At 73.0% G+C, this 18761-nt stretch carries 21 protein-coding genes; 6 read left to right on the forward strand and 15 right to left on the reverse strand.

What is annotated here, in order from left to right; translation table 11 throughout:
• Positions 1-4 precede the first annotated feature (4 nt).
• Positions 5-628: an SCO3374 family protein gene (locus tag M8J74_RS27225; protein ID WP_249838971.1), complete on the forward strand. Its 624-nt coding sequence runs from the start codon at positions 5-7 to the stop codon at positions 626-628.
• Here M8J74_RS27225 and M8J74_RS27230 read toward each other — a convergent pair.
• From M8J74_RS27230 to M8J74_RS27275, 10 genes are all read right to left on the reverse strand, one after another.
• Positions 607-942 carry a histone-like nucleoid-structuring protein Lsr2 gene (locus M8J74_RS27230; protein ID WP_058923999.1) on the reverse strand — a complete coding sequence of 112 codons (336 nt, stop codon included), beginning with the start codon at positions 940-942 and terminating at the stop codon, positions 607-609. The two genes, M8J74_RS27225 and M8J74_RS27230, sit on opposite strands and share 22 nt — an antisense overlap.
• Positions 943-1173: 231 nt before the next feature.
• A complete protein-coding gene (locus M8J74_RS27235) occupies positions 1174-1725 on the reverse strand; it encodes an amino-acid N-acetyltransferase (protein ID WP_058924000.1) in 552 nt (183 codons plus the stop codon).
• Positions 1726-1734: 9 nt separating this feature from the next.
• The gene (locus tag M8J74_RS27240; RefSeq protein WP_283948646.1) at positions 1735-2139 is read right to left on the reverse strand and encodes a BlaI/MecI/CopY family transcriptional regulator; all 405 of its coding nucleotides are present in this window, start codon (positions 2137-2139) and stop codon (positions 1735-1737) included.
• Positions 2140-2287: 148 nt separating this feature from the next.
• Complete coding sequence (locus M8J74_RS27245; protein WP_249838973.1) at positions 2288-2467, reverse strand: hypothetical protein; 180 nt, start codon at positions 2465-2467, stop codon at positions 2288-2290.
• A gap of 73 nt (positions 2468-2540) precedes the next feature.
• Entirely contained in the window at positions 2541-3221 is a 681-nt protein-coding gene (locus M8J74_RS27250; protein WP_249838993.1) for a hypothetical protein, read from the reverse strand.
• A 178-nt stretch (positions 3222-3399) separates the two neighbouring features.
• On the reverse strand, positions 3400-4197 hold the full coding sequence (locus M8J74_RS27255; protein ID WP_058924004.1) for a type III pantothenate kinase: 798 nt from the start codon (positions 4195-4197) through the stop codon (positions 3400-3402).
• Between the two features lie 9 nt (positions 4198-4206).
• Positions 4207-5190: a carboxylating nicotinate-nucleotide diphosphorylase gene (gene nadC / locus M8J74_RS27260; protein ID WP_249838974.1), complete on the reverse strand. Its 984-nt coding sequence runs from the start codon at positions 5188-5190 to the stop codon at positions 4207-4209.
• A 5-nt stretch (positions 5191-5195) separates the two neighbouring features.
• On the reverse strand, positions 5196-6920 hold the full coding sequence (locus M8J74_RS27265) for an L-aspartate oxidase (RefSeq protein WP_249838975.1): 1725 nt from the start codon (positions 6918-6920) through the stop codon (positions 5196-5198).
• A complete protein-coding gene (gene panC / locus M8J74_RS27270) occupies positions 6917-7951 on the reverse strand; it encodes a pantoate--beta-alanine ligase (RefSeq protein WP_249838976.1) in 1035 nt (344 codons plus the stop codon). Before panC ends, M8J74_RS27265 begins: the two co-directional genes overlap by 4 nt.
• On the reverse strand, positions 7948-8877 hold the full coding sequence (locus M8J74_RS27275; protein ID WP_249838977.1) for a Rossmann-like and DUF2520 domain-containing protein: 930 nt from the start codon (positions 8875-8877) through the stop codon (positions 7948-7950). The genes panC and M8J74_RS27275 overlap by 4 nt, the downstream gene beginning before the upstream one ends.
• A 186-nt stretch (positions 8878-9063) precedes the next feature.
• Between M8J74_RS27275 and M8J74_RS27280 the strand changes: the two genes are divergently transcribed.
• Entirely contained in the window at positions 9064-10296 is a 1233-nt protein-coding gene (locus M8J74_RS27280) for a threonine aldolase family protein (protein ID WP_249838978.1), read from the forward strand.
• Here M8J74_RS27280 and M8J74_RS27285 read toward each other — a convergent pair.
• A complete protein-coding gene (locus M8J74_RS27285; protein ID WP_249838979.1) occupies positions 10286-10501 on the reverse strand; it encodes a hypothetical protein in 216 nt (71 codons plus the stop codon). The two genes, M8J74_RS27280 and M8J74_RS27285, sit on opposite strands and share 11 nt — an antisense overlap.
• A 158-nt stretch (positions 10502-10659) precedes the next feature.
• Here M8J74_RS27285 and M8J74_RS27290 point away from each other — a divergent pair, with 158 nt between their 5' ends.
• Complete coding sequence (locus tag M8J74_RS27290) at positions 10660-11760, forward strand: DUF5937 family protein (protein WP_249838980.1); 1101 nt, start codon at positions 10660-10662, stop codon at positions 11758-11760.
• Positions 11761-11788: 28 nt separating this feature from the next.
• Here the strand turns inward: M8J74_RS27290 and M8J74_RS27295 are convergent, their stop codons facing one another.
• The 3 genes from M8J74_RS27295 to M8J74_RS27305 all read right to left on the reverse strand — a co-directional run bounded on the left by M8J74_RS27295 (position 11789) and on the right by M8J74_RS27305 (position 14420).
• A complete protein-coding gene (locus M8J74_RS27295) occupies positions 11789-12421 on the reverse strand; it encodes an AAA family ATPase (protein WP_249838981.1) in 633 nt (210 codons plus the stop codon).
• 49 nt (positions 12422-12470) lie between these two features.
• Positions 12471-13142: a response regulator gene (locus tag M8J74_RS27300; RefSeq protein WP_058924012.1), complete on the reverse strand. Its 672-nt coding sequence runs from the start codon at positions 13140-13142 to the stop codon at positions 12471-12473.
• A 75-nt stretch (positions 13143-13217) separates the two neighbouring features.
• A complete protein-coding gene (locus M8J74_RS27305; RefSeq protein WP_249838982.1) occupies positions 13218-14420 on the reverse strand; it encodes a sensor histidine kinase in 1203 nt (400 codons plus the stop codon).
• 118 nt (positions 14421-14538) lie between these two features.
• Between M8J74_RS27305 and M8J74_RS27310 the strand changes: the two genes are divergently transcribed.
• Positions 14539-15642, forward strand: coding sequence for an SAM-dependent methyltransferase (locus M8J74_RS27310; RefSeq protein WP_249838983.1), 1104 nt, complete (start codon positions 14539-14541; stop codon positions 15640-15642).
• Between the two features lie 86 nt (positions 15643-15728).
• Here the strand turns inward: M8J74_RS27310 and M8J74_RS27315 are convergent, their stop codons facing one another.
• Complete coding sequence (locus M8J74_RS27315) at positions 15729-16880, reverse strand: NADH-quinone oxidoreductase subunit D (protein WP_249838984.1); 1152 nt, start codon at positions 16878-16880, stop codon at positions 15729-15731.
• Between the two features lie 31 nt (positions 16881-16911).
• Here M8J74_RS27315 and M8J74_RS27320 point away from each other — a divergent pair, with 31 nt between their 5' ends.
• Positions 16912-17424, forward strand: coding sequence for a PH domain-containing protein (locus tag M8J74_RS27320; RefSeq protein WP_249838985.1), 513 nt, complete (start codon positions 16912-16914; stop codon positions 17422-17424).
• Positions 17421-18755: a PH domain-containing protein gene (locus tag M8J74_RS27325; protein ID WP_249838986.1), complete on the forward strand. Its 1335-nt coding sequence runs from the start codon at positions 17421-17423 to the stop codon at positions 18753-18755. Before M8J74_RS27320 ends, M8J74_RS27325 begins: the two co-directional genes overlap by 4 nt.
• Positions 18756-18761 lie beyond the last annotated feature (6 nt).

Below are 18761 nucleotides of genomic sequence, written 5' to 3' on the forward strand. Positions count from 1 at the left end.
TGGCATGGTTGGCAGCGACCCCTCGGTCACCCCGGATCTCACGGTCCCACTTCCCCGCCGGCCTCTCGAGGCGGGCTCGCGAATCCGCGAGTGGTACGAGAACGAATTGGAGTGGCGAACGGTGCCCGTGCGGCCCGGTGCTCCGGTGCGGCTTTCCGTGGGCGAACGCTTCGACGTCCTGGACGTGCCGGCGGCAGCGGGCCGGGCGGGGCTGCGCCATCTCGGGCCGTACTCTCCGGTGGCCCTCCAGGGCGAGCGGATGCGGCTGCTGGTGGCGCCGGGCAGCGCGGAGGAGCTGCCGGGGCTGCTGGACTGGCTGGAGTGGGGCGGGCTGGTGCCCGACCTGCGAGCGATCGGCGAGGGGGGCGTCATGGACGCGCCGTCGCCGCCGGACCGCGGGGACACCCTGCAGGGGGCCGCCGTATGGCTGCGGCCCCCCGAACCCGGGCGCGCGGTCGAGGCCTCGCTGCCGACGCTGTCGGCCACGGGGGGCGTCGGTGGCGCCCCCGATCTCGTACGACTCGTGGACACGGTGGCAGCGCACTGCCACCGGTTGCGGCTGAGGCGCGCGTGCGCCCAGCCTTCGGCCGTCGATCCGGCCAGTGATCAGGCGTTGGCCTTCTCGTAGGCCTCGCGGATGGACGCGGGAACACGGCCGCGGTCGTTGACCTCGTAACCGTTCTCCTTCGCCCAGGCGCGGATCTGTGCGGTGTCCTGGCTGCCACCGGAAGCGGGGCGCGTCTTTCCGCGCCCGCCCGCGGAACGGCCTCCGGTACGACGACCGCCCTTCACGTAAGGCTCGAGAAGGCCGCGGAGCTTGTCCGCATTCGCGGTCGTGAGATCGATCTCGTACGTCTTGCCGTCCAACGCGAACGTGACGGTCTCGTCCGCCTCGCCGCCGTCGAGGTCGTCGACAAGAAGGACCTGAACCTTCTGTGCCACCGGATTTCCTTTCATCCAAAACTTGAGGGCCTGGGGTCTGCGGCGTCCGCCGTTTCGCCGTCCCCTGTTATATGCAGTACTGCAGTACGTCGGAAAGCAAACCGCTTTTCCGGGAAAAACACAAACCCCTCGACAGCGGGACAGCCGGTCCGGCACAGTCAGGGAACATGCGCGTTTCGGACATAGGGAACGCGGGCAGGTAGGCGCTCGAATACTTCCCGTGATCGGTGATCACAGATGCAGAAGCATCCGGCTGTTGCCCAAGGTGTTGGGTTTCACCCGTTCGAGACCGAGGAACTCCGCCACGCCCTCGTCATAGGAACGCAGCAGCTCCGCGTAGACATCCATGTCCACCGGCGTCTCACCGATCTCGACGAAGCCGTGCTTGCCGAAGAAGTCCACTTCGAAGGTGAGGCAGAAAACGCGGCGAACACCCAGCCAGCGCGCTGTGTGCAGCAACTTCTCCAGCAACTGGTGTCCGACGCCGGCGCCCTTCAGGCCCGGCTTCACCGCGAGAGTGCGAACTTCCGCGAGATCTTCCCACATGACGTGCAGGGCACCGCAGCCGACGACCTCCGCGTTGTCGTCTCGTTCGGCGACCCAGAACTCCTGGATGTCCTCGTAAAGCGTGACCGTCGCTTTGTCGAGCAGGATGCGGTCACGCACGTAGGTGTCGAGGAGACGACGCACGGCCGCGACATCGCCGGTACGCGCCCGGCGGACGGTGATGGCTTTAGCGCTGACTTCAGGACCTTCGAGACCTTCGGGGCTCTCTGCTGACATGAGCGGACGCTATCGCCCGCCGTCGCCGGGCGGAGAGCCGGGGTTCTCCTGTTCGGTCGCCTCTTCCGGTCCTTGGACCATCCGTACCGCGTCTCGCAGGGCCTGTCGCTGTTCCTCGCTCATCATCCCGAAGAAGGCGACGAGAGCGGCCGCGGGGTTGTCGCTCTGGGACCACGCGTCGTTCATCAGCGCGGCTGCGTACGCGGCCCGGGTGGAGACGGCCTCATATCGATAGGCCCGGCCTTCCGCTTCGCGGCGCACCCAGCCCTTCTGATGGAGATTGTCCAAAACGGTCATCACCGTGGTGTACGCGATGGACCGTTCCTGCTGAAGGTCTTCCAGGACTTCTCGAACGGTGACCGGGCGGTTCCACTTCCACACCCGCGTCATGACCGCGTCTTCGAGTTCTCCCAATGGGCGAGGCACAGCTCGCACAATAGTGGCAGAACTCGACATTCGCGTGCCGGACGTGCGGTTTCTCTGGCAAACGTGAACAAAAAGGGCGTACGACTCGGGTGTCGAGCCGTACGCCGGGCTTGGCGCCGGGGGTGCCGGGCCGTCGTCAGCCGTCGGTCTTCGCGGTCTCCTGCCGCACTCCCTCGGTGCGGGCGAGCACGGCGTCGACGGCCGCGTCCTCCTTGGCCTTGTTGGCCCCGCCCTGGGTCTTCACGATCACCCTGATCACGCCGATGAAGAACACGGCCATGACGACCGGGGGCACGAGCGCGGAGACGTAGTCCATGCCTCCAGAGTAGCCAGGGGGCGACGGACGGCCTGGGCGGGGGCGGGTGTCGGCCGGGTGGCCGCCTTTCGTCTCAGCCCGCGACGAGCCGCGGGGGCGGGGTCGCCGAGGTGGCGGGCGGGGTCGGCCTGCGGCGCGGGAAGACCTCGCCGGGGGTGGGGACCGGACGCCCCGGCTTGGGGGCGGCCGGGGCCGGAGCGGGGGCGGGCCTGGGGGACGCCGGCTTCTCCGCGGGCTTCTTCTCGGGCTTTCGCGCGGGGTCCTGCCCGGCTCCGTCGCCCGAGTCCGTCCCGGCGCCCTCCAGGGCGCCCGAGAGGCCCCCGGGAAGCGCCGTGAGGCGGGTACGGGAGGCGGGGACGGCCGGGGCCGCCGTGCGGGCCGTGGCGCGCGCCAGACGGGCGCGCACGTCCTGCTCCGCGAGCGTCCGGCAGCGCCCCAGCAGGGCGGCGGCGACCGAGTTGCCCCGCAGCGCCCTGAGCGCGGCGAGGTCGTCGGGGCCCGGCCGGTAGCCGGTGGCCAGCGTCTCCTCCAGCAGGGCCAGATAGCCGGCGGCGGTTCCGGGCAGGGCGGCGCGGTAGCGGGCGAGATCGGCCACCAGGAAGGCACGCAGCCGGGCACCCTCACACATCGCCTCGTCGAGGGAGTCGGCGAGGCGGAGGCAGTCCTGGACGTCCTCGGCCGAGGCGGGGCTGGGCTGAAGGGCGAGGGCGAGAGCGCGGCGGAGCACACGCAGCTCCTCCACGCCGAACGCCATGCCGCCGCGGGATCCGTATGGCGTGGGCATGCGGCGACGGTACGCGCTAATCAGACAAATTCGACATAAAGGACCGGTGTGGCGCGGCAGAGCCACCCGGTTGCCTCGCGGGCACACCCCGTGCGGCGCAGGGAGGGCGGGGCCGGCCGCGTTTCGTGCGGCCGGCCGCCGGCCGTCCTCACATACGCGACACGTTCCGCTCGTACACCAGGCGCAGTCCGATCAGGGTCAGCCACGGCTCGTGCTCGTCGATCACGGACGACTCGCCGAGCACCATGGGCGCCAGTCCGCCCGTCGCGATCACCGTGACCTCGTCCGGGTCCTCCGCGAGCTCGCGGGCCATCCGGCTCACCACTCCGTCGACCTGGCCGGCGAACCCGTAGACGATGCCGGACTGCATCGCCTCGACCGTGTTCTTGCCGATCACGCTGCGGGGCCGCGCCACCTCGATCTTGCGCAGCTGCGCGCCCCGGACGCCGAGCGCCTCGACGGAGATCTCGATGCCGGGGGCGATGACCCCGCCGATGTACTCCCCGCGCGCGGAGACCGCGTCGAAGGTCGTCGCCGTGCCGAAGTCGACGACGATCGCGGGGCCGCCGTAGAGGTCGACGGCCGCGACGGCGTTGATGATCCGGTCGGCGCCGACCTCCTTGGGGTTGTCGGTGAGGATCGGCACGCCGGTCTTCACGCCGGGCTCGACGAGGACGGCGGGCACGTCCCCGTAGTAGCGCCGGGTCACCTCGCGCAGTTCGTGCAGCACGGAGGGGACGGTCGCGCAGATGGCGATGCCGTCGATGCCGTCGCCGAGCTCGTCGCCGAGCAGCGGGTGCATCCCCATCAGGCCCTGCAGCAGCACCGCCAGTTCGTCCGCCGTGCGGCGCGCGTCCGTGGAGATGCGCCAGTGCTCGACGATGTCGTCGCCGTCGAAGAGGCCCAGGACGGTGTGGGTGTTGCCCACGTCGATCGTCAGCAGCATGGCCCGTACCTACTCCGCCGCTCGCAGGTCGAGACCGATGTCCAGGATCGGGGAGGAGTGGGTGAGCGCTCCTACGGCGAGGTAGTCCACGCCGGTGTCCGCGTACACGCGCGCGTTGTCGAGGGTGAGCCGGCCGGAGGCCTCCAGCGCGGCCCGGCCGTGCACGAGGGCGACGGCCTCCTCGCACTCGCCGGGCGTGAAGTTGTCCAGCAGGATCAGGTCGGCTCCCGCGTCGACGACCTCGCGCAGCTGGTGCAGGGTGTCGACCTCGACCTCGATCGGCAGCTCCGGGAAGGCTTCCCGGACGGCCTTGAAGGCCTGCGCGACGCCGCCCGCGGCGACCACGTGGTTGTCCTTGACCAGCGCCGCGTCGGACAGCGACATCCGGTGGTTGACGCCGCCGCCGCAGCGGACGGCGAATTTCTCCAGGGACCTGAGCCCCGGCGTCGTCTTGCGGGTGTCGCGGACCCGGGCCTTCGTGCCCTCCAGTACGTCCGCCCACGCGCGCGTGGCGGTCGCGATGCCGGACAGGCGGCACAGGAGGTTGAGCGCGCTGCGCTCGGCGGTGAGGAGGTCACGCGTGCGCGTGGTGACCGACAGCAGCTTCTGCCCGGCCTCCACCCGCTCGCCGTCCTCCACGTGCCGCTCGACCTCGAACTCGTCCGTGCACACCACGGAGAGCACCGCCTCGGCGACCCTGAGGCCGGCCGCGACGCCCGCCTCGCGCGCGGTGAAGTCGCCGGTGGCGACGGCGTCCTCGGGGATGGTCGCGACGGTGGTCACGTCCACGCCGTGGTCGAGGTCCTCCTGGATGGCGACGTTGGCGATGTCCTCGACTTCCACGGGGTCGAGTCCGGCGTCGGCCAGGAGCTGGGCGAGCGCGGGGTCGAGCCCGCACTCCAGGTATTCCGCGTCCGCGTCGGCGCCCGCGCCACAGGCGCAGCCGTCACCGCAGCCGCCGTTCGACACGAGGGGGAGGTCGGGGGTGCTCACTTCTGTCACTGCTCCTGAGGGCGCTGCCGAGTCGGCCGGGTCGGGGGGAAGTCTGGGCTATCGGTGGTGTGTACGGCGAGTGTGCGGTCCGGATTCAGCCGTACGACGATGTGGCGGCGCCATGCGGCGTCGTCGCGCTCGGCGCGGTCCTCGCGCCAGTGGCAGCCGCGCGTCTCCTCGCGCAGACGGGCGGCGGTGACCAGGACGCGGGCCACGCACAGGAGGTTGGTGGCCTCCCAGGTGTCGACGCCCGGCTCGGAGGTCTTGCCGTTCTCGGCGAGGGCGTCGCGGGCGTCCGCGTGCAGCCGGTCGAGCTGGTCGGCGGCCTTCTCCAGGGACTGTGCGGAGCGCAGGACGCCCGCTCCGTCAGCCATGATCCGCTGGATGGCGAAACGGTCCTCGGGGGCGAGGAGGGGGTGCGCGGGCCGGTCCGGGTGCTCGACCGGTTCGGGCACGCGCGCGTGAAGGCCGTCCGCCGCGCGCTCGGCCGCGATGTCGGCCGCGATGCGCTCGGCGTAGACCAGGCCCTCCAGCAGGGAGTTGGAGGCGAGCCGGTTGGCGCCGTGCACGCCGGTGCAGGCGACCTCGCCGCACGCGTACAGGCCCGCGACGGTGGTGCGGCCCTGGGAGTCCGTGCGGACGCCTCCGGACGCGTAGTGGGCCGCCGGGGCGATCGGGATGGGCTCGGTGACCGGGTCGATGCCGTTGGCGCGGCAGGCGGCGAGGATCGTCGGGAAGCGGTGCTCCCACATGTCGGCGCCGAAGTGCCGGGCGTCGAGGAACATGTGCTCGGCGTCCCGCTCCTGCATGCGGCGCATGATGCCCTTGGCGACGATGTCCCGGGGCGCAAGCTCGGCCAGTTCGTGCTGTCCGACCATGAACCGCACGCCGTCGGCGTCGACCAGGTGCGCGCCCTCGCCGCGCACGGCCTCGGAGACCAGCGGCTGCTGGCCCTCGGCGTCGGGGCCGAGGAACAGCACGGTCGGGTGGAACTGCACGAACTCCAGGTCGGAGACCTCCGCGCCCGCGCGCAGGGCGAGCGCCACGCCGTCACCGGTGGAGACCGAGGGGTTGGTGGTGGCGGAGAAGACCTGTCCCATGCCGCCGGTCGCGAGGACCACCGCGGGCGCGTGCACGGCGCCCACGCCGTCGTGCTGGCCCTCGCCCATGACGTGCAGGCTCACGCCCGCCGTACGGCCGTCGGCGTCCGTCAGCAGGTCCAGCACGAGCGCGTTCTCGATCGTGCGCAGCCCACGCGCGCGTACCGCCTCCACGAGCGCCCGGGAGATCTCCGCGCCGGTCGCGTCACCGCCCGCGTGGGCGATGCGGCGGCGGTGGTGGCCGCCCTCGCGGGTGAGCTCCAGGTCGCCCTCTTCGGACTCGTCGAAGTGCGCGCCGGTCGCGATGAGCCGGCGCACGGCGTCGGGGCCCTCGGTGACGAGGATGCGCACCGCCTCCTGGTCGCACAGGCCGGCGCCGGCCACCAGGGTGTCGTCCAGGTGCTGTTCGGGGGTGTCCCCCTCGCCGAGGGCCGCGGCGACGCCGCCCTGCGCCCAGCGGGTGGAGCCGTCGTCGAGGCGGGCCTTGGTGACCACGACCGTGTTCAGACCGGCGGCCTCGCAGCGCAGCGCGGCGGTCAGGCCGGCGACTCCGGAGCCGACGACCACGACGTCGGCGGAGATGGCCCAGCCGGGTGCGGGCGCGTGCAGTTTTATGCCTGTGCTGGTCACGAGGCGGCTCCGAAGGTCAGAGGGAGGTTGTCGATCAGCCGGGTCGTGCCGACCCGGGCGGCGACGGCGAGGACCGCCTCGCCGGTGAAGTCGTCCCCGATCTCGGTGAAGTCGGCGGGGTCGACCAGGGCGAGGTAGTCCAGCTGGAGGGGCGGCGTGAGCCGCGCGGCGTCGTCGAGGACCTGGCGGGCGGCGGCGCGTACGGCGGAGGGGGCGCCGTGGAAGGTGCGGCGCGCGGCGTCCTCGCCCGGGGCCGTGGCCGGGCGGGACTTGGCGACGGCGTGGGCGTCGGCGGCCGCGCGGGACTCGCCGAGGGCGCTGAGGGCTTCGGCGCGCGCGTGCGTGGCGGGTGCCGCCAGCGCCCGTGCGCGCAGCGCCTCCTGTGCCGCGTGCCGGTCGCGCCCGGCGAACAGCGCGCGGGAGAGGTTCAGCGCCGTGCGCCGTTCGGCGGGCGAGAGGTAGCGGTTGCGGCTGGAGAGGGCGAGGCCGTCCTCCTCGCGCACCGTGGGGACGCCGACGATCTCGACGCCGAAGTTCAGGTCGCGCGCCATGCGGCGGATCAGGGCGAGCTGCTGGGCGTCCTTCTGCCCGTACAGGGCGACGTCCGGGCGGGTGAGGTGCAGCAGCTTGGCGACGACGGTGAGCATGCCGTCGAAGTGGCCGGGGCGGGAGGCGCCCTCCAGGCGCTCCCCCATCGGGCCGGCGCTGACGCGCACCTGGGGCTCGCCGCCCGGGTAGACCTCGTCCACGGAGGGCGCGAACACGACGTCCGCGCCGGACAGTCCGGCGAGCTTCACGTCGGCGTCCAGGGTGCGCGGATAGCGGTCGAGGTCCTCGCCCGCGCCGAACTGCAGGGGGTTCACGAAGACGGTGACGACGACCTCGCCGTCCGGACCGGCGATCTCCCGGGCGGTGCGGATCAAGGTGGCGTGCCCCTCGTGCAGGGCGCCCATGGTCATCACGACGGCGCGACGGCCGGTACGCGCGCGTGCGTGGAGCTCTTCGGCGGTGCGCAGCAGGGTGGTGGTCATCGGGCGTCTCCCTCCGCGCCGTCGGTGCCGGTCGCGAGGACGCCGAGGAGGTCCTCGGCGAGTTCCGGCTTGAGCAGGCCGTGGGCGAGCGCCCGGTCGGCGGTCGCGCGGGCCATCGCCAGATAGCCGGCGACGGTCTGGGGGGCGTGCTTGCGCAGCTCCGTGACGTGGGCGGCGACCGTGCCGGCGTCTCCGCGCGCGACCGGGCCGGTCAGGGCCGCGTCGCCGGAGCGCAGGGCGTTGTCGAGGGCGGCGCCGAGCAGCGGGCCGAGCATCCGGTCGGGGGCCGAGACGCCTGCCTCGCGCAGCAGCTCCATGGACTGGGCGACCAGCGTGACCAGGTGGTTGGCGCCCAGGGCGAGCGCCGCGTGGTACAGCGGGCGCCTCTCCTCGGCGATCCACTCCGGTTCGCCGCCCATCTCGATGACGAGAGCCTCGGCGGCCAGCCGCAGCTCCTGCGGCGCGGTGACCCCGAAGGAGCATCCGGCGAGCCGCTGGACGTCGACGGGGGTGCCGGTGAACGTCATCGCCGGGTGCAGGGCCAGCGGCAGCGCGCCCGCGCGCAGGGCGGGGTCCAGCACCTTCGCGCCGTAGCGCCCGGAGGTGTGCACGAGCAGTTGTCCGGGGCGGACGGCCCCGGTCTCGGCGAGGCCCTCGACCAGGCCGGGCAGGGCGTCGTCCGGGACGGTCAGCAGGACCAGGTCGGCGCGCTGCAGCACCTCGGCGGGCGGGACGACGGGCACGTCGGGCAGCATCTCGGCGGCACGCCGGCGAGAGGCGTCGGAGACCCCGGACACGGCGACCGGGCGGTGCCCGGCCAGCTGGAGGGACGCGGCGAGTGCCGGACCCACACGCCCGGCGCCGACGACGCCGACGGTGAGCCGCGCGGGGCGGTCCCTGGGGTCTGGCTGTTGGCTTGTACTCACGCGACGGCGGCCTTCCCGTTCCAGTCCGCTCCGGGTACCGGACGATTTCTCGTCATGTTAACGCGATCGGTTCCAGGGGCGTCCGGTTGTCCACAGGCTGTGGGTTATCGCACGTTGTTCGCATCGCTCGAACGCCGGTGGAAATCGGGGTGCTCGCAGCGAGCGGCGGCGGGCATGATCCGGGTCATGAGCGATGCGGTGGAGCAGGACGGGCAGGCAGCGGAGCCGGTGTCCGAGGACGAGCGGGGCAGGCGCCGGCGTGCACGGCGCGTCAGCGCGTTGCGGGGCGCGCGGCGCGTGCTCGGGCGCCCCGGCCATCTGGGCACGCTCCGGGAGCGCCTGGCGCTGCTGGACGGCGTGGGCGACGTCCACGACCTCGACCAGCCGTCGGACGTCTACGGCGACGGCGTCGTGGAGACCCTGGAGACGAAGGTCGCCGGGCTGCTCGGCACGGAGGCCGCCGCGTTCTTCCCGACGGGCACGATGGCCCAGCAGGTGGCCCTGCGCTGCTGGGCGGGCCGCACCGGGGACCGGACGGTCGCCCTGCACGCCCTCGCCCACCCCGAGGTGCACGAACGCGACGCGTTCAGCCGGGTCAGCGGACTGCGCCCGATGCGCCTGACGAGCGAACCGCGGCTGCCCACCGCCGGCGAGGTGCGCGACTTCGAGGAGCCCTTCGGGGCGCTGATGCTCGAACTGCCCCTCAGGGACGCCGGTTTCGTGCTGCCCTCCTGGGAGGAGCTCACCGCGGTCGTGGACGCCGCGCGCGAGCGCGACGCGGTGGTGCACTTCGACGGCGCGCGCCTGTGGGAGACCACCACGCACTTCGGCCGCCCCCTGCACGAGATCGCGTCCCTCGCCGACAGCGTCTACGTGTCGTTCTACAAGTCCCTCGGCGGCTACGGCGGTGCCGCCCTCGCCGGCCCGAAGCCGCTGATCGACGAGGCGAAGGCCTGGCGGCACCGCTACGGCGGCCAGGTCTTCCAGCAGTTCCCGACCGCGCTGTCGGCCCTCGCCGGGCTGGAGCGCGAACTGCCCCGGCTGCCCGCGTACGTCGCCCACGCGCGCGTGGTGGCCGCCGCGCTCCGCGAGGGGTTCGCGGCGGCGGGGGTGCCGTGGGCGCGCGTGCACCCCGGCACCCCGCACACGCACGAGTTCCAGGTCTGGCTGCCGTACGACGTCGACGTGCTCTCGGAGGCGGCGATCCGGCAGGGCGAGGAGACGAAGACCGTTCTCTTCGCGAACGGCTGGGCCGAGAAGGGCCCGGGTGTCGCCGCCACCGAGGTGAGCGTGCGCGCCGAGGCCCTGGAGTGGACGGCCGACGACGTACGGGCGGCGGTCGCGGAGTTCGTCTCCCGCCTCACCGAGGAGGCCGGCGCGGCGGGAGAGGCCGGTACGACCGCGGGCGTCAGCAGCTAGAGCGCCGGCGCCGATGCAGCCACCGGCCCAGTGCGAGCCGTATCGGCCCGTGGGCCGGGCGCCCGGCGACGACCGCGCGGAACTCGCGCTGGTCGCGCCACTCGCGCACGACCTGCCAGTCGTTCGCGCCCGGCGCGGGCGGGGCGGGCTCGCCGGCCTGCCCGGCACGGTAGGCGTCGAGGAAGTACTGCTGGGTGATGCTCATGGCCGATGGCCCTCTCGGGACGTGGAGACGAGGATTCGTGGGCTCCGCGGCTGCCCCGGAGTCCCAAGGCTGCGCCGCGCCGGCCGGGAAGTCGTGCCGATTGACGGGCGCCGTCAATCGGGGTCGGCGTTGTCAGTGGCGGGGTGCACCATGAGGTCATGAGCGTGCGCATCGACATCGCGGGGCTGCGGCCGGAGAGGGTCGCCGTCGTCCCCTCACCCCTGGCCGAGCTCTGCATGGCGCTGCACGCGCTGTCCGAGCCGGGCCACCACCCCGGGCTGCAGGGCTGGGTGACCGGCGTGACCGCCCGGCTGGACTCGCACCTGGCCGACCGGTTGTGCGAGGCCGACTTCCTGTGGCGGACGACGTTCGCGGATCTCTTCCTGCCGTACGCGGGCATTCCGGGCGCGCTGCCCGGCGCGACCCTCGCCGAGGAACTGGACCTGCTGGACAAGCTGTCCGACGAGCAGTTCGTGGACGCGGCACTGGAGTTCTCCTGCGCCCTCCCCTACGGCCTGCCGGGCCCCGGACCGCTCTCCGACGCCGACCTGCGCCGCCGCGCCCTGGACCTGGCCGCCGCGCGCGGTCCGCGGCAACTGCGGTTCGGCGAACGGCTGCTGAGCGACCCGCCCCGCATCCGGGCCTGGCTCAGGCAGTTCCTGCGGGACTGCGACGAGGCGTTCTTCGCGGAGACCTGGTCCCGGCTGCGCCACCAACTCGCCGCCGACGCCCGCCACAAGACGGAGCTGCTGCGCCGCAGGGGGCTGACCGAGGCGCTCACGTCGGTGTCGCCCGCCGTCACCGTGGACGAGACGGCCGGCGTGATCACGATCGACAAACTGGGCAGCGGCCGCACCGCCACGGCGGGCCGCGACCTTCTCCTGGTGCCGACGAGCCTGGGCTGGCCGCACCTGATGGTCCTGCACCGCTACGGCTGGCAGCCGGTGCTCCACTACCCGGTCGGCTCCCCCGAGCTCGCCGCCCCGCCCTCGGTGGAGCAGCTCACCCTGCGGATGACCGCGCTGTCCCACCCGGTGCGGATGAGACTGTGCCGCAGCCTCGCCCGCAGCGCGTTCACGACGAGCGAGCTGGCGCAGATCCACGGCATGACCGCCCCCGAGATATCCCGGCACCTGGGCGTCCTGAAGAAGGCGGGACTGATCACCACCCGCCGCCGCGGACGGTACGTCCAGCACCAGCTGGACGTGACGGTGGTGGCCCGCCTGGGCAGCGACTTCCTGGAAGGCGTCCTCAGGTAGCGCGTGGGCCGGGCGCCCGCGCGGCCGGTCAGTCGAACCGGATGTGCCGGACGCCCACCCGGGCCTGCCGCAGCCGGGTACGCAGCGCGCCCTCGTTGTTGGGGCGCAGCGTCAGCCCGGCGAGCACGGCGATCCGGTCCGCCGTCTTCGGGACGGTCGAGTGGTCCGTCCACAGGTGCTCGGCGAACTCCGGTTCCCGCAAACGCTCCAGACAGTGGTCGAGCCGCCGCACGGCCCAGCTCTCCCGCCCCGGGCCGGCGCCCTTTCCGCCGACGAACCGAAGGACATGCCCCAGGCCGCGCTCACGCAGCCGCTTCAGGACGGTCTCGCGCTGGGCCAGCAGCGTGAAGTGACGTACGTCGTGGCCGAGTTCGCGCAACCGTCCCACGGTCTCCTCGAAGCAGCCGGAGTCCGTGACCGTCATGGGAGCGATGACGACGCCCTCGTGCTGGGTCAGGGCGAGGTCCAGCACCTCCACCACGCCCTGCCGCCAGGCCGCCAAGTCCTGGAAATCACCGCGCAGTTCGGGTGGCAGCATCCGGCGCAGACCGAAACCGGCGTGCTCCGGGTCGCAGATGACGCTGCCCCGCAGGCGCCGCTGGATCTCGTGCGCGGTCTGGGTCTTGCCGCCCCCGAAAGGGCCGTTGATCCACAGGAGCATGCGCAGACCCTAGTGGCCTCCGGTCACGCGGGGATCACACTCCCGTGGATCACCCGTGCCCACCCGCGCGCACCAGCCCCGTCTCGTACGCCAGCACCACCACCTGCACCCGGTCCCTGAGCCCCAACTTGGTCAGGATGCGGCCGACGTGGGTCTTCACCGTCGCCTCGGACAGCACGAGCCGGGCCGCGATCTCGCCGTTCGACAGACCCTGCGCGACCAGCACCATCACCTCGCGCTCGCGCTCGGTGAGCCGCTCCAGCTCCTTGTGCTGGGGCTCCTTGCCGGCGCTCGGCAGCATCGGCGCGAACCGGTCGAGCAGCCGGCGCGTGGTCGACGGCGCCACCACCGCGTCCCCGCTGTGCACGGCACGGATGGCGTGCAGGAGCTCACCGGGCGGCACGTCCTTGAGCATGAACCCGGAGGCGCCCGCCTTCAGCCCGGAGAAGGCGTACTCGTCGAGGTCGAACGTCGTCAGGATCAGCACCTTCGGCGGGTCCTCGTCCTGACAGATGCGCCGGGTGGTCTCCACACCGTCGAGCTTGGGCATGCGGACGTCCATCAGGACGACGTCCACGTCGGTCGAACGCAGCACCTGAAGGGCCTCCACGCCGTCCCCCGCCTCCGCGACGACCTCCATGTCCGGCTGCGCGGCGAGCACCATCCGGAACCCGGTGCGCAGCAGCACCTGGTCGTCGACGAGCATCACGCGGATCGTCATCGGGGCCTCTTCCGTTCGCTTCGGCTGGGTCGTTCCATGGGCATTGCAGGTGTCACCGGTGTACGCACGCGCAGCTCAGTGCGCGGACTTCAGGGGCAGCAGCGCACTGATGCGGAATCCGCCGCCCGGGCGCGGGCCCGCGTCCAGGGTGCCGCCGACCATACCGACCCGCTCGCGCATCCCGATCAGGCCGTGCCCCTGTCCGTCGGCGCCGCCCTCCTCGTACAGCTCGTGCGGGGCGCCCTTGCCGTCGTCCTCGACGAGCAGCCCCAGGCCGTCGTCGAAGTACACCAGCCGCACGCTCGCGCCCGCGTTGGGCCCGCCGTGCTTACGGGTGTTGGTCAGTGCCTCCTGGACGATGCGGTACGCGGTCAGCTCGACGCCGCTGGGCAGCGGGCGCGGGGTGCCCTCGACCTTGAAGTCGACGGGCAGGCCCGAGGTGCGGCACTGCTCGATCAGCTCGTCGATCTGCTCGACGTCGGGCTGCGGCACGTACTCGCCGACCTCCTTGTGCTCGCCGGTGCGCAGCACGCCCAGCAGGCGGCGCATCTCGGCGAGCGCCTGGCGACCGGTGGAGGAGATGGTCTCCAGGGCCTTCTTGGCCTGGTCGGGGGCGGTGTCGAGGACGTAGGCGGCGCCGTCGGCCTGCACCACCATCACCGACACGTTGTGCGCGACCACGTCGTGCAGCTCGCGCGCGATCCGGGCGCGTTCGGCCGCCACCGCGACCTTGGACTGCGCCTCGCGCTCCTTCTCCAGCCGGGCGTTGCGCTCCTCCAGCTGCGCGAAGTAGGCGCGCCGGGTGCGGATGGAGTCGCCGAGCACCCAGGCCAGCGCGAACGGCACCGTCTGGAAGATCACCACCGCCACATGGCCCAGGGAGCTGGAGTTCTCCACGGGCCAGCGGATCTCCGCCGCGGTCGCGGCCGACAGGCCGACGGCCAGCGCGATGCGGGAGGCCCAGCGGGCGCCCATCACGGCCACCGTGTAGACGATCACCAGCATCGCGAAGTCGGCGGGCAGCGTCGCGACGTCCAGCGCGAGCTGGGCCACGCCGAGGCCGATGGTCAGCAGCAGCATCTTCTCCGGCATCCGCCGCCGCAGGGCGATCACCAGGCACAGCAGCAGCGAGATCGGAACGATCAGCGCCAGCGACGTCGTGCCCCGGGTGTCCGGATGGCTGACCCCGCTGACCAGCGAGATCCCGAACAGGAAGACCGCCCAGAAGGTGTCGACCCCGGTCGGGTGTCTGCGGAGGAAGTCATAGAGGCGCTGCACGTAACCCAGCGTAGGGAAGCGAGATGCGTGCAGGGGTCAACCGGAGGGCCGATCCGCGCCGGGCGCGCATACTCCGCAAGGTGGAGGCCCCGTTCGCCTGTGCGCTTAGCCTGGGCCGGTGACGGAAGCGGCGGCGGGTGAGTGGCACGGCTGGCGGGCGGCGACGGAGGCGGCCCTGTACGGGCCGGAGGGCTTCTACCGCCGGCCCGAGGGACCGGCCGGGCACTTCCGTACGTCCGTCCACGCCTCGCCGCTGTTCGCCGAGGCCGTGGCGAGGCTGCTGTGCCGGGTCGACGAGTCTCTGGCCCGGCCCGCCCGGCTGGACTTCGTCGACATGGCGGCGGGCCGGGGCGAACTGGCCGCCGGCGTCCTGACCGCCCTGCCCGCCGACGTTGCCGCACGCACGCGCGTGTACGCCGTCGACATCACCGACCGCCCCGGCGGCCTGGACGACCGCGTGCAGTGGCTGTCCGAGCCGCCGCACGGCGTCACCGGCCTGCTGTTCGCCAACGAGTGGCTCGACAACGTGCCCCTCGACATCGCCGAGGTGGACTCCGAGGGCGTGCCGCGCCGGGTTCTCGTACGCCGGGACGGGACCGAACGCCTCGGCGCCCCGGTCGACGGGGCCGAGGCGGAGTGGCTGGCGCGGTGGTGGCCGCTGGGCGGTGCGGGCGGGGTCTCGGGGGGCGGCGGGGAGGGGCTGCGAGCCGAGATCGGGCTGCCCCGGGACGAGGCCTGGGCGGGGGCGGTCGCCGCGGTCGACCGGGGGCTCGCGGTCGCCGTGGACTACGCGCACACCTTGGCCGCGCGCCCCCTGTTCGGGACGCTCACCGGATTTCGCGCGGGGCGCGAGACGGCGCCCGTGCCGGACGGGTCGTGCGACATCACGGCGCACGTCGCGCTGGACGCGTGCGCGGCGCGCGGGGAGGCCACGGTGGGGGCGCGCACGGCGCGCGAAGAGGCGGAGGCAGGGGCGCGTACGGCGCCCTCAGCCGCGCACTCCGTTCCCCGCGCGCGCCTCCTGCGCCAGCGCGACGCCCTGCGCGCCCTCGGTATCACCGGCGCACGCCCCCCGCTCACGCTGGCGTCCACGCACCCCGCGGCCTACGTACGCGCTCTCGCGAGCGCCGGGGAGGCCGCCGAGCTCACCGCCCCGGGCGGCCTCGGCGACTTCGGCTGGCTGCTGCAACCGGTGGGCATCCCGGCCGCGCCGATCGACTGAAGACCCGCACCACGACCGACCCGCCGCGCCCCGGCCCGCCACGGTGGACCTTCCCCGGCCGGCCGCCGCGCTCCAGCCACGACCGCTTACTTGTCGATGTCCCCGACCACGAAGAACAGCGACCCCAGGATCGCCACCATGTCCGCGACCAGCGTCCCGGGCAGCAGCTCCACGAGAGCCTGGATGTTGTTGTACGACGCGGAGCGGAGCTTCAGCCGGTACGGGGTCTTCTCGCCCTTGCTGACGAGGTAGTAGCCGTTGATGCCGAGGGGGTTCTCGGTCCAGGCGTAGGTGTGGCCCTCGGGCGCCTTGAGGACCTTGGGGAGCCGCTGGTTGATCGGCCCCGGCGGAAGGTCGGCGAGCCGGTCGAGGCAGGCGTCGGCGAGGTCGAGGGCGTTGTGGGTCTGCTCCAGGAGCACCTCGAAGCGGGCGAGGCAGTCGCCCTCCTGCCGGGTGACGACCTTCAGGGTGTCCTGCAGCTCGCCGTAGGCCAGGTACGGCTCGTCGCGGCGCAGGTCGAAGTCGACGCCCGAGGCGCGCGCGATCGGCCCGCTCACGCCGTAGGCGTGCACCGCGCTGGGCGAGAGCGGCCCCACGCCGCGCGTGCGCCCACGGAAGATCTCGTTGCCGAGCACCAGGTCGTCGAAGCGGTCCATGCGCGAGCGCACGTCGGCGACCGCGGCACGCGCGCGTGCGGCCCAGCCCGCCGGCAGGTCCTCCTTCAGGCCGCCGACGCGGTTGAACATGTAGTGCATCCGGCCGCCGGAGACCTCCTCCATGACGTTCTGGAGGACCTCACGCTCCCGGAACGCGTAGAACACCGGGGTGATGCCGCCGAGCTCCAGCGGATAGGAGCCGAGGAACATCAGGTGGTTGAGCACCCGGTTCAGCTCCGCGAGGAGCGTGCGCGTCCACACCGCGCGCGTGGGCACCTCCATGCCGAGCATGCGCTCGACGGCGAGGACGACGCCCAGCTCGTTCGAGAAGGCCGACAGCCAGTCGTGGCGGTTGGCGAGCATGATGATCTGGCGGTAGTCGCGCGCCTCGAAGAGCTTCTCCGCGCCCCGGTGCATGTAGCCGATCACGGGCTCCGCGTGCGTGATCCGCTCGCCGTCCAGCACCAGCCGCAGGCGCAGCACGCCGTGCGTGGAGGGGTGCTGCGGTCCGATGTTGAGCACCATGTCGGTGCTCTCCGCGGCGCCGCCGATACCGACCATGGTCTCCGTCGTGGGAGTCATGGACACAGTCTCTCCTACGTACGCTGGCCGTATGGAAACGGGGAGCCCGCAGGACACGGGCGCGCGGGGGGACGGTACGACGGAGCCGGTGTGGCGCGGACTGCCGCCCGGGCTGCTGCGCATGCGACGGCTGCTGCTCGTGGTGTGGCTGGGGCTGCTCGCCCTCGCCCTGGGGGTGCTGCTCGGCCTGTTCGCCGGGCCGGCCTGGGCGGCCTTCGCCCTGCTGCCGCTCGCGCTGGCGGCCTGGGGCTGGGTGCTGCTCGGCCGCAACTGGCGCTCCTGGCGGTACGCCGAACGCGCCGACGACCTGCTGATCAGCCGGGGCGTGCTGTGGCGCGAGGAGACGGTCGTGCCGTACGGGCGCATGCAGCTGGTGGAGGTGACCTCCGGGCCGGTCGAGCGGCACTTCGGGCTGGCCAGCGTGCAGCTGCACACGGCGGCCGCGGCGACCGACGCCACCATCCCGGGCCTGGACCCGGCCGAGGCGGAACGCCTGCGCGACCGGCTCACCGAACTCGGCGAGGCCCGATCGGCGGGCCTGTGACCGCGCAGGGCGTCGACGACGCCGTACTGAAGGGGAATCCGGTCGCCGAGCGGCGGCTGCATCCCGTGACGCCCCTCAGGCGGGCGTGGGCGCCGGTCGCCGTGGTCATCGGGTGGGCCCTGCACGACCCCGACCAGGCGCAGCGCCAGCTGACCCGGCTGACGACCACCGCCCTGCTGATCGGGCTCGCCGTCCTCGTGCCGGTGGCCGCCCTGTACGGCTTCCTCAGCTGGTGGTTCACACACTTCGCCGTGACGGAGAGCGAACTGCGCATCCGCACCGGGCTGTTGTTCCGGCGCACCGCGCACATCCGGCTCGAGCGGGTCCAGGCGATCGACGTCACCCAGCCGCTTCTCGCGCGCGTGGCGGGCGTCGCGAAGCTGAAACTCGACGTCATAGGGGCGGACAAGAAGGACGAACTAGCCTTTCTCGGGGAGCGCGAGGCGCGTGCGCTCCGCGCGGAACTCCTGGCGCGCGCCGCCGGTTTCGCGCCCGAGACGGCGCACGAAGTCGGAGAAGCGCCGGCGCGCGAGCTGCTGCGCACGCCCCCGTTCCAGCTCGCGATCTCCCTCGTGCTGACGGGCTCCACCTGGGGCGCCCTCGCCGCCGCCCTCGTCGTACCGCCCGTGCTGTGGCTGGCCACCCACAGCGTGTGGACGGTCCTGGCGACCGGCGTACCCCTGCTCGGCGCGGCGGCCACGAGCAGCGTGGGGCGCTTCGTCGGCGAGTACGACTGGACGGTGGGCGAGTCGCCGGACGGGCTGCGCATCGACCACGGGCTGCTGGACCGTACGCACGAGACGGTGCCGCCCGGGCGGGTGCAGGCCGTGCGGATCGTGGAGCCGCTGCTGTGGCGGCGGCGCGGCTGGGTCCGGGTGGAGCTGGACGTGGCCGGGTCGTCCAACTCCGTGCTCGTGCCGGTCGCTCCGCGCGAGCTCGCGGAGGCCGTCGTCGCGCGCGTGCTGCCCGACGTGAGCGTGCCGGAGGCCGCGGCGCTCTCCCGGCCTCCGCGCCGGGCCTGGCGGTGTGTGCCGGTGTGGTGGCGCGGGTACGGACTCGCCGTCACCGAGGCGGTGTTCGCCGCCCGGCACGGCCTGCTGCGACGGCGCCTGACCCTCGTTCCACACGCGAAGGTGCAGAGCGTGCGGCTGACGCAAGGACCCTGGAAGGGGCTGTGGCGGCTCGCCGACGTGCACGTGGACACGGGGGCCGACAAGACCGTCACGGCCCGGCTGAGGGACGCCCAGGAGGCGCAGGAGCTGCTGCGGGCGCAGGCGGAGCGGTCACGGACGGGACGCCGCGACGCCCCGCCGGACCGGTGGATGGCCTGACCCCGT

This window comes from Streptomyces panaciradicis (assembly GCF_023516615.1).
GTDB classification, from domain to species: domain Bacteria; phylum Actinomycetota; class Actinomycetes; order Streptomycetales; family Streptomycetaceae; genus Streptomyces; species Streptomyces panaciradicis.

Bases quoted from the DNA above. Each gene is read 5' to 3' on its own strand.
- M8J74_RS27225 (WP_249838971.1), top strand. From the start codon at position 5: ATGGTTGGCAGCGACCCCTCGGTCACCCCGGATCTCACGGTCCCACTT.
- M8J74_RS27235 (WP_058924000.1), bottom strand. From the start codon at position 1,725: ATGTCAGCAGAGAGCCCCGAAGGTCTCGAAGGTCCTGAAGTCAGCGCT.
- M8J74_RS27245 (WP_249838973.1), bottom strand. From the start codon at position 2,467: ATGGACTACGTCTCCGCGCTCGTGCCCCCGGTCGTCATGGCCGTGTTC.
- M8J74_RS27250 (WP_249838993.1), bottom strand. From the start codon at position 3,221: ATGGCGTTCGGCGTGGAGGAGCTGCGTGTGCTCCGCCGCGCTCTCGCC.
- M8J74_RS27255 (WP_058924004.1), bottom strand. From the start codon at position 4,197: ATGCTGCTGACGATCGACGTGGGCAACACCCACACCGTCCTGGGCCTC.
- panC (WP_249838976.1), bottom strand. From the start codon at position 7,951: ATGACCACCACCCTGCTGCGCACCGCCGAAGAGCTCCACGCACGCGCG.
- M8J74_RS27280 (WP_249838978.1), top strand. From the start codon at position 9,064: ATGAGCGATGCGGTGGAGCAGGACGGGCAGGCAGCGGAGCCGGTGTCC.
- M8J74_RS27285 (WP_249838979.1), bottom strand. From the start codon at position 10,501: ATGAGCATCACCCAGCAGTACTTCCTCGACGCCTACCGTGCCGGGCAG.
- M8J74_RS27290 (WP_249838980.1), top strand. From the start codon at position 10,660: ATGAGCGTGCGCATCGACATCGCGGGGCTGCGGCCGGAGAGGGTCGCC.
- M8J74_RS27295 (WP_249838981.1), bottom strand. From the start codon at position 12,421: ATGCTCCTGTGGATCAACGGCCCTTTCGGGGGCGGCAAGACCCAGACC.
- M8J74_RS27300 (WP_058924012.1), bottom strand. From the start codon at position 13,142: ATGACGATCCGCGTGATGCTCGTCGACGACCAGGTGCTGCTGCGCACC.
- M8J74_RS27315 (WP_249838984.1), bottom strand. From the start codon at position 16,880: ATGACTCCCACGACGGAGACCATGGTCGGTATCGGCGGCGCCGCGGAG.
- M8J74_RS27320 (WP_249838985.1), top strand. From the start codon at position 16,912: ATGGAAACGGGGAGCCCGCAGGACACGGGCGCGCGGGGGGACGGTACG.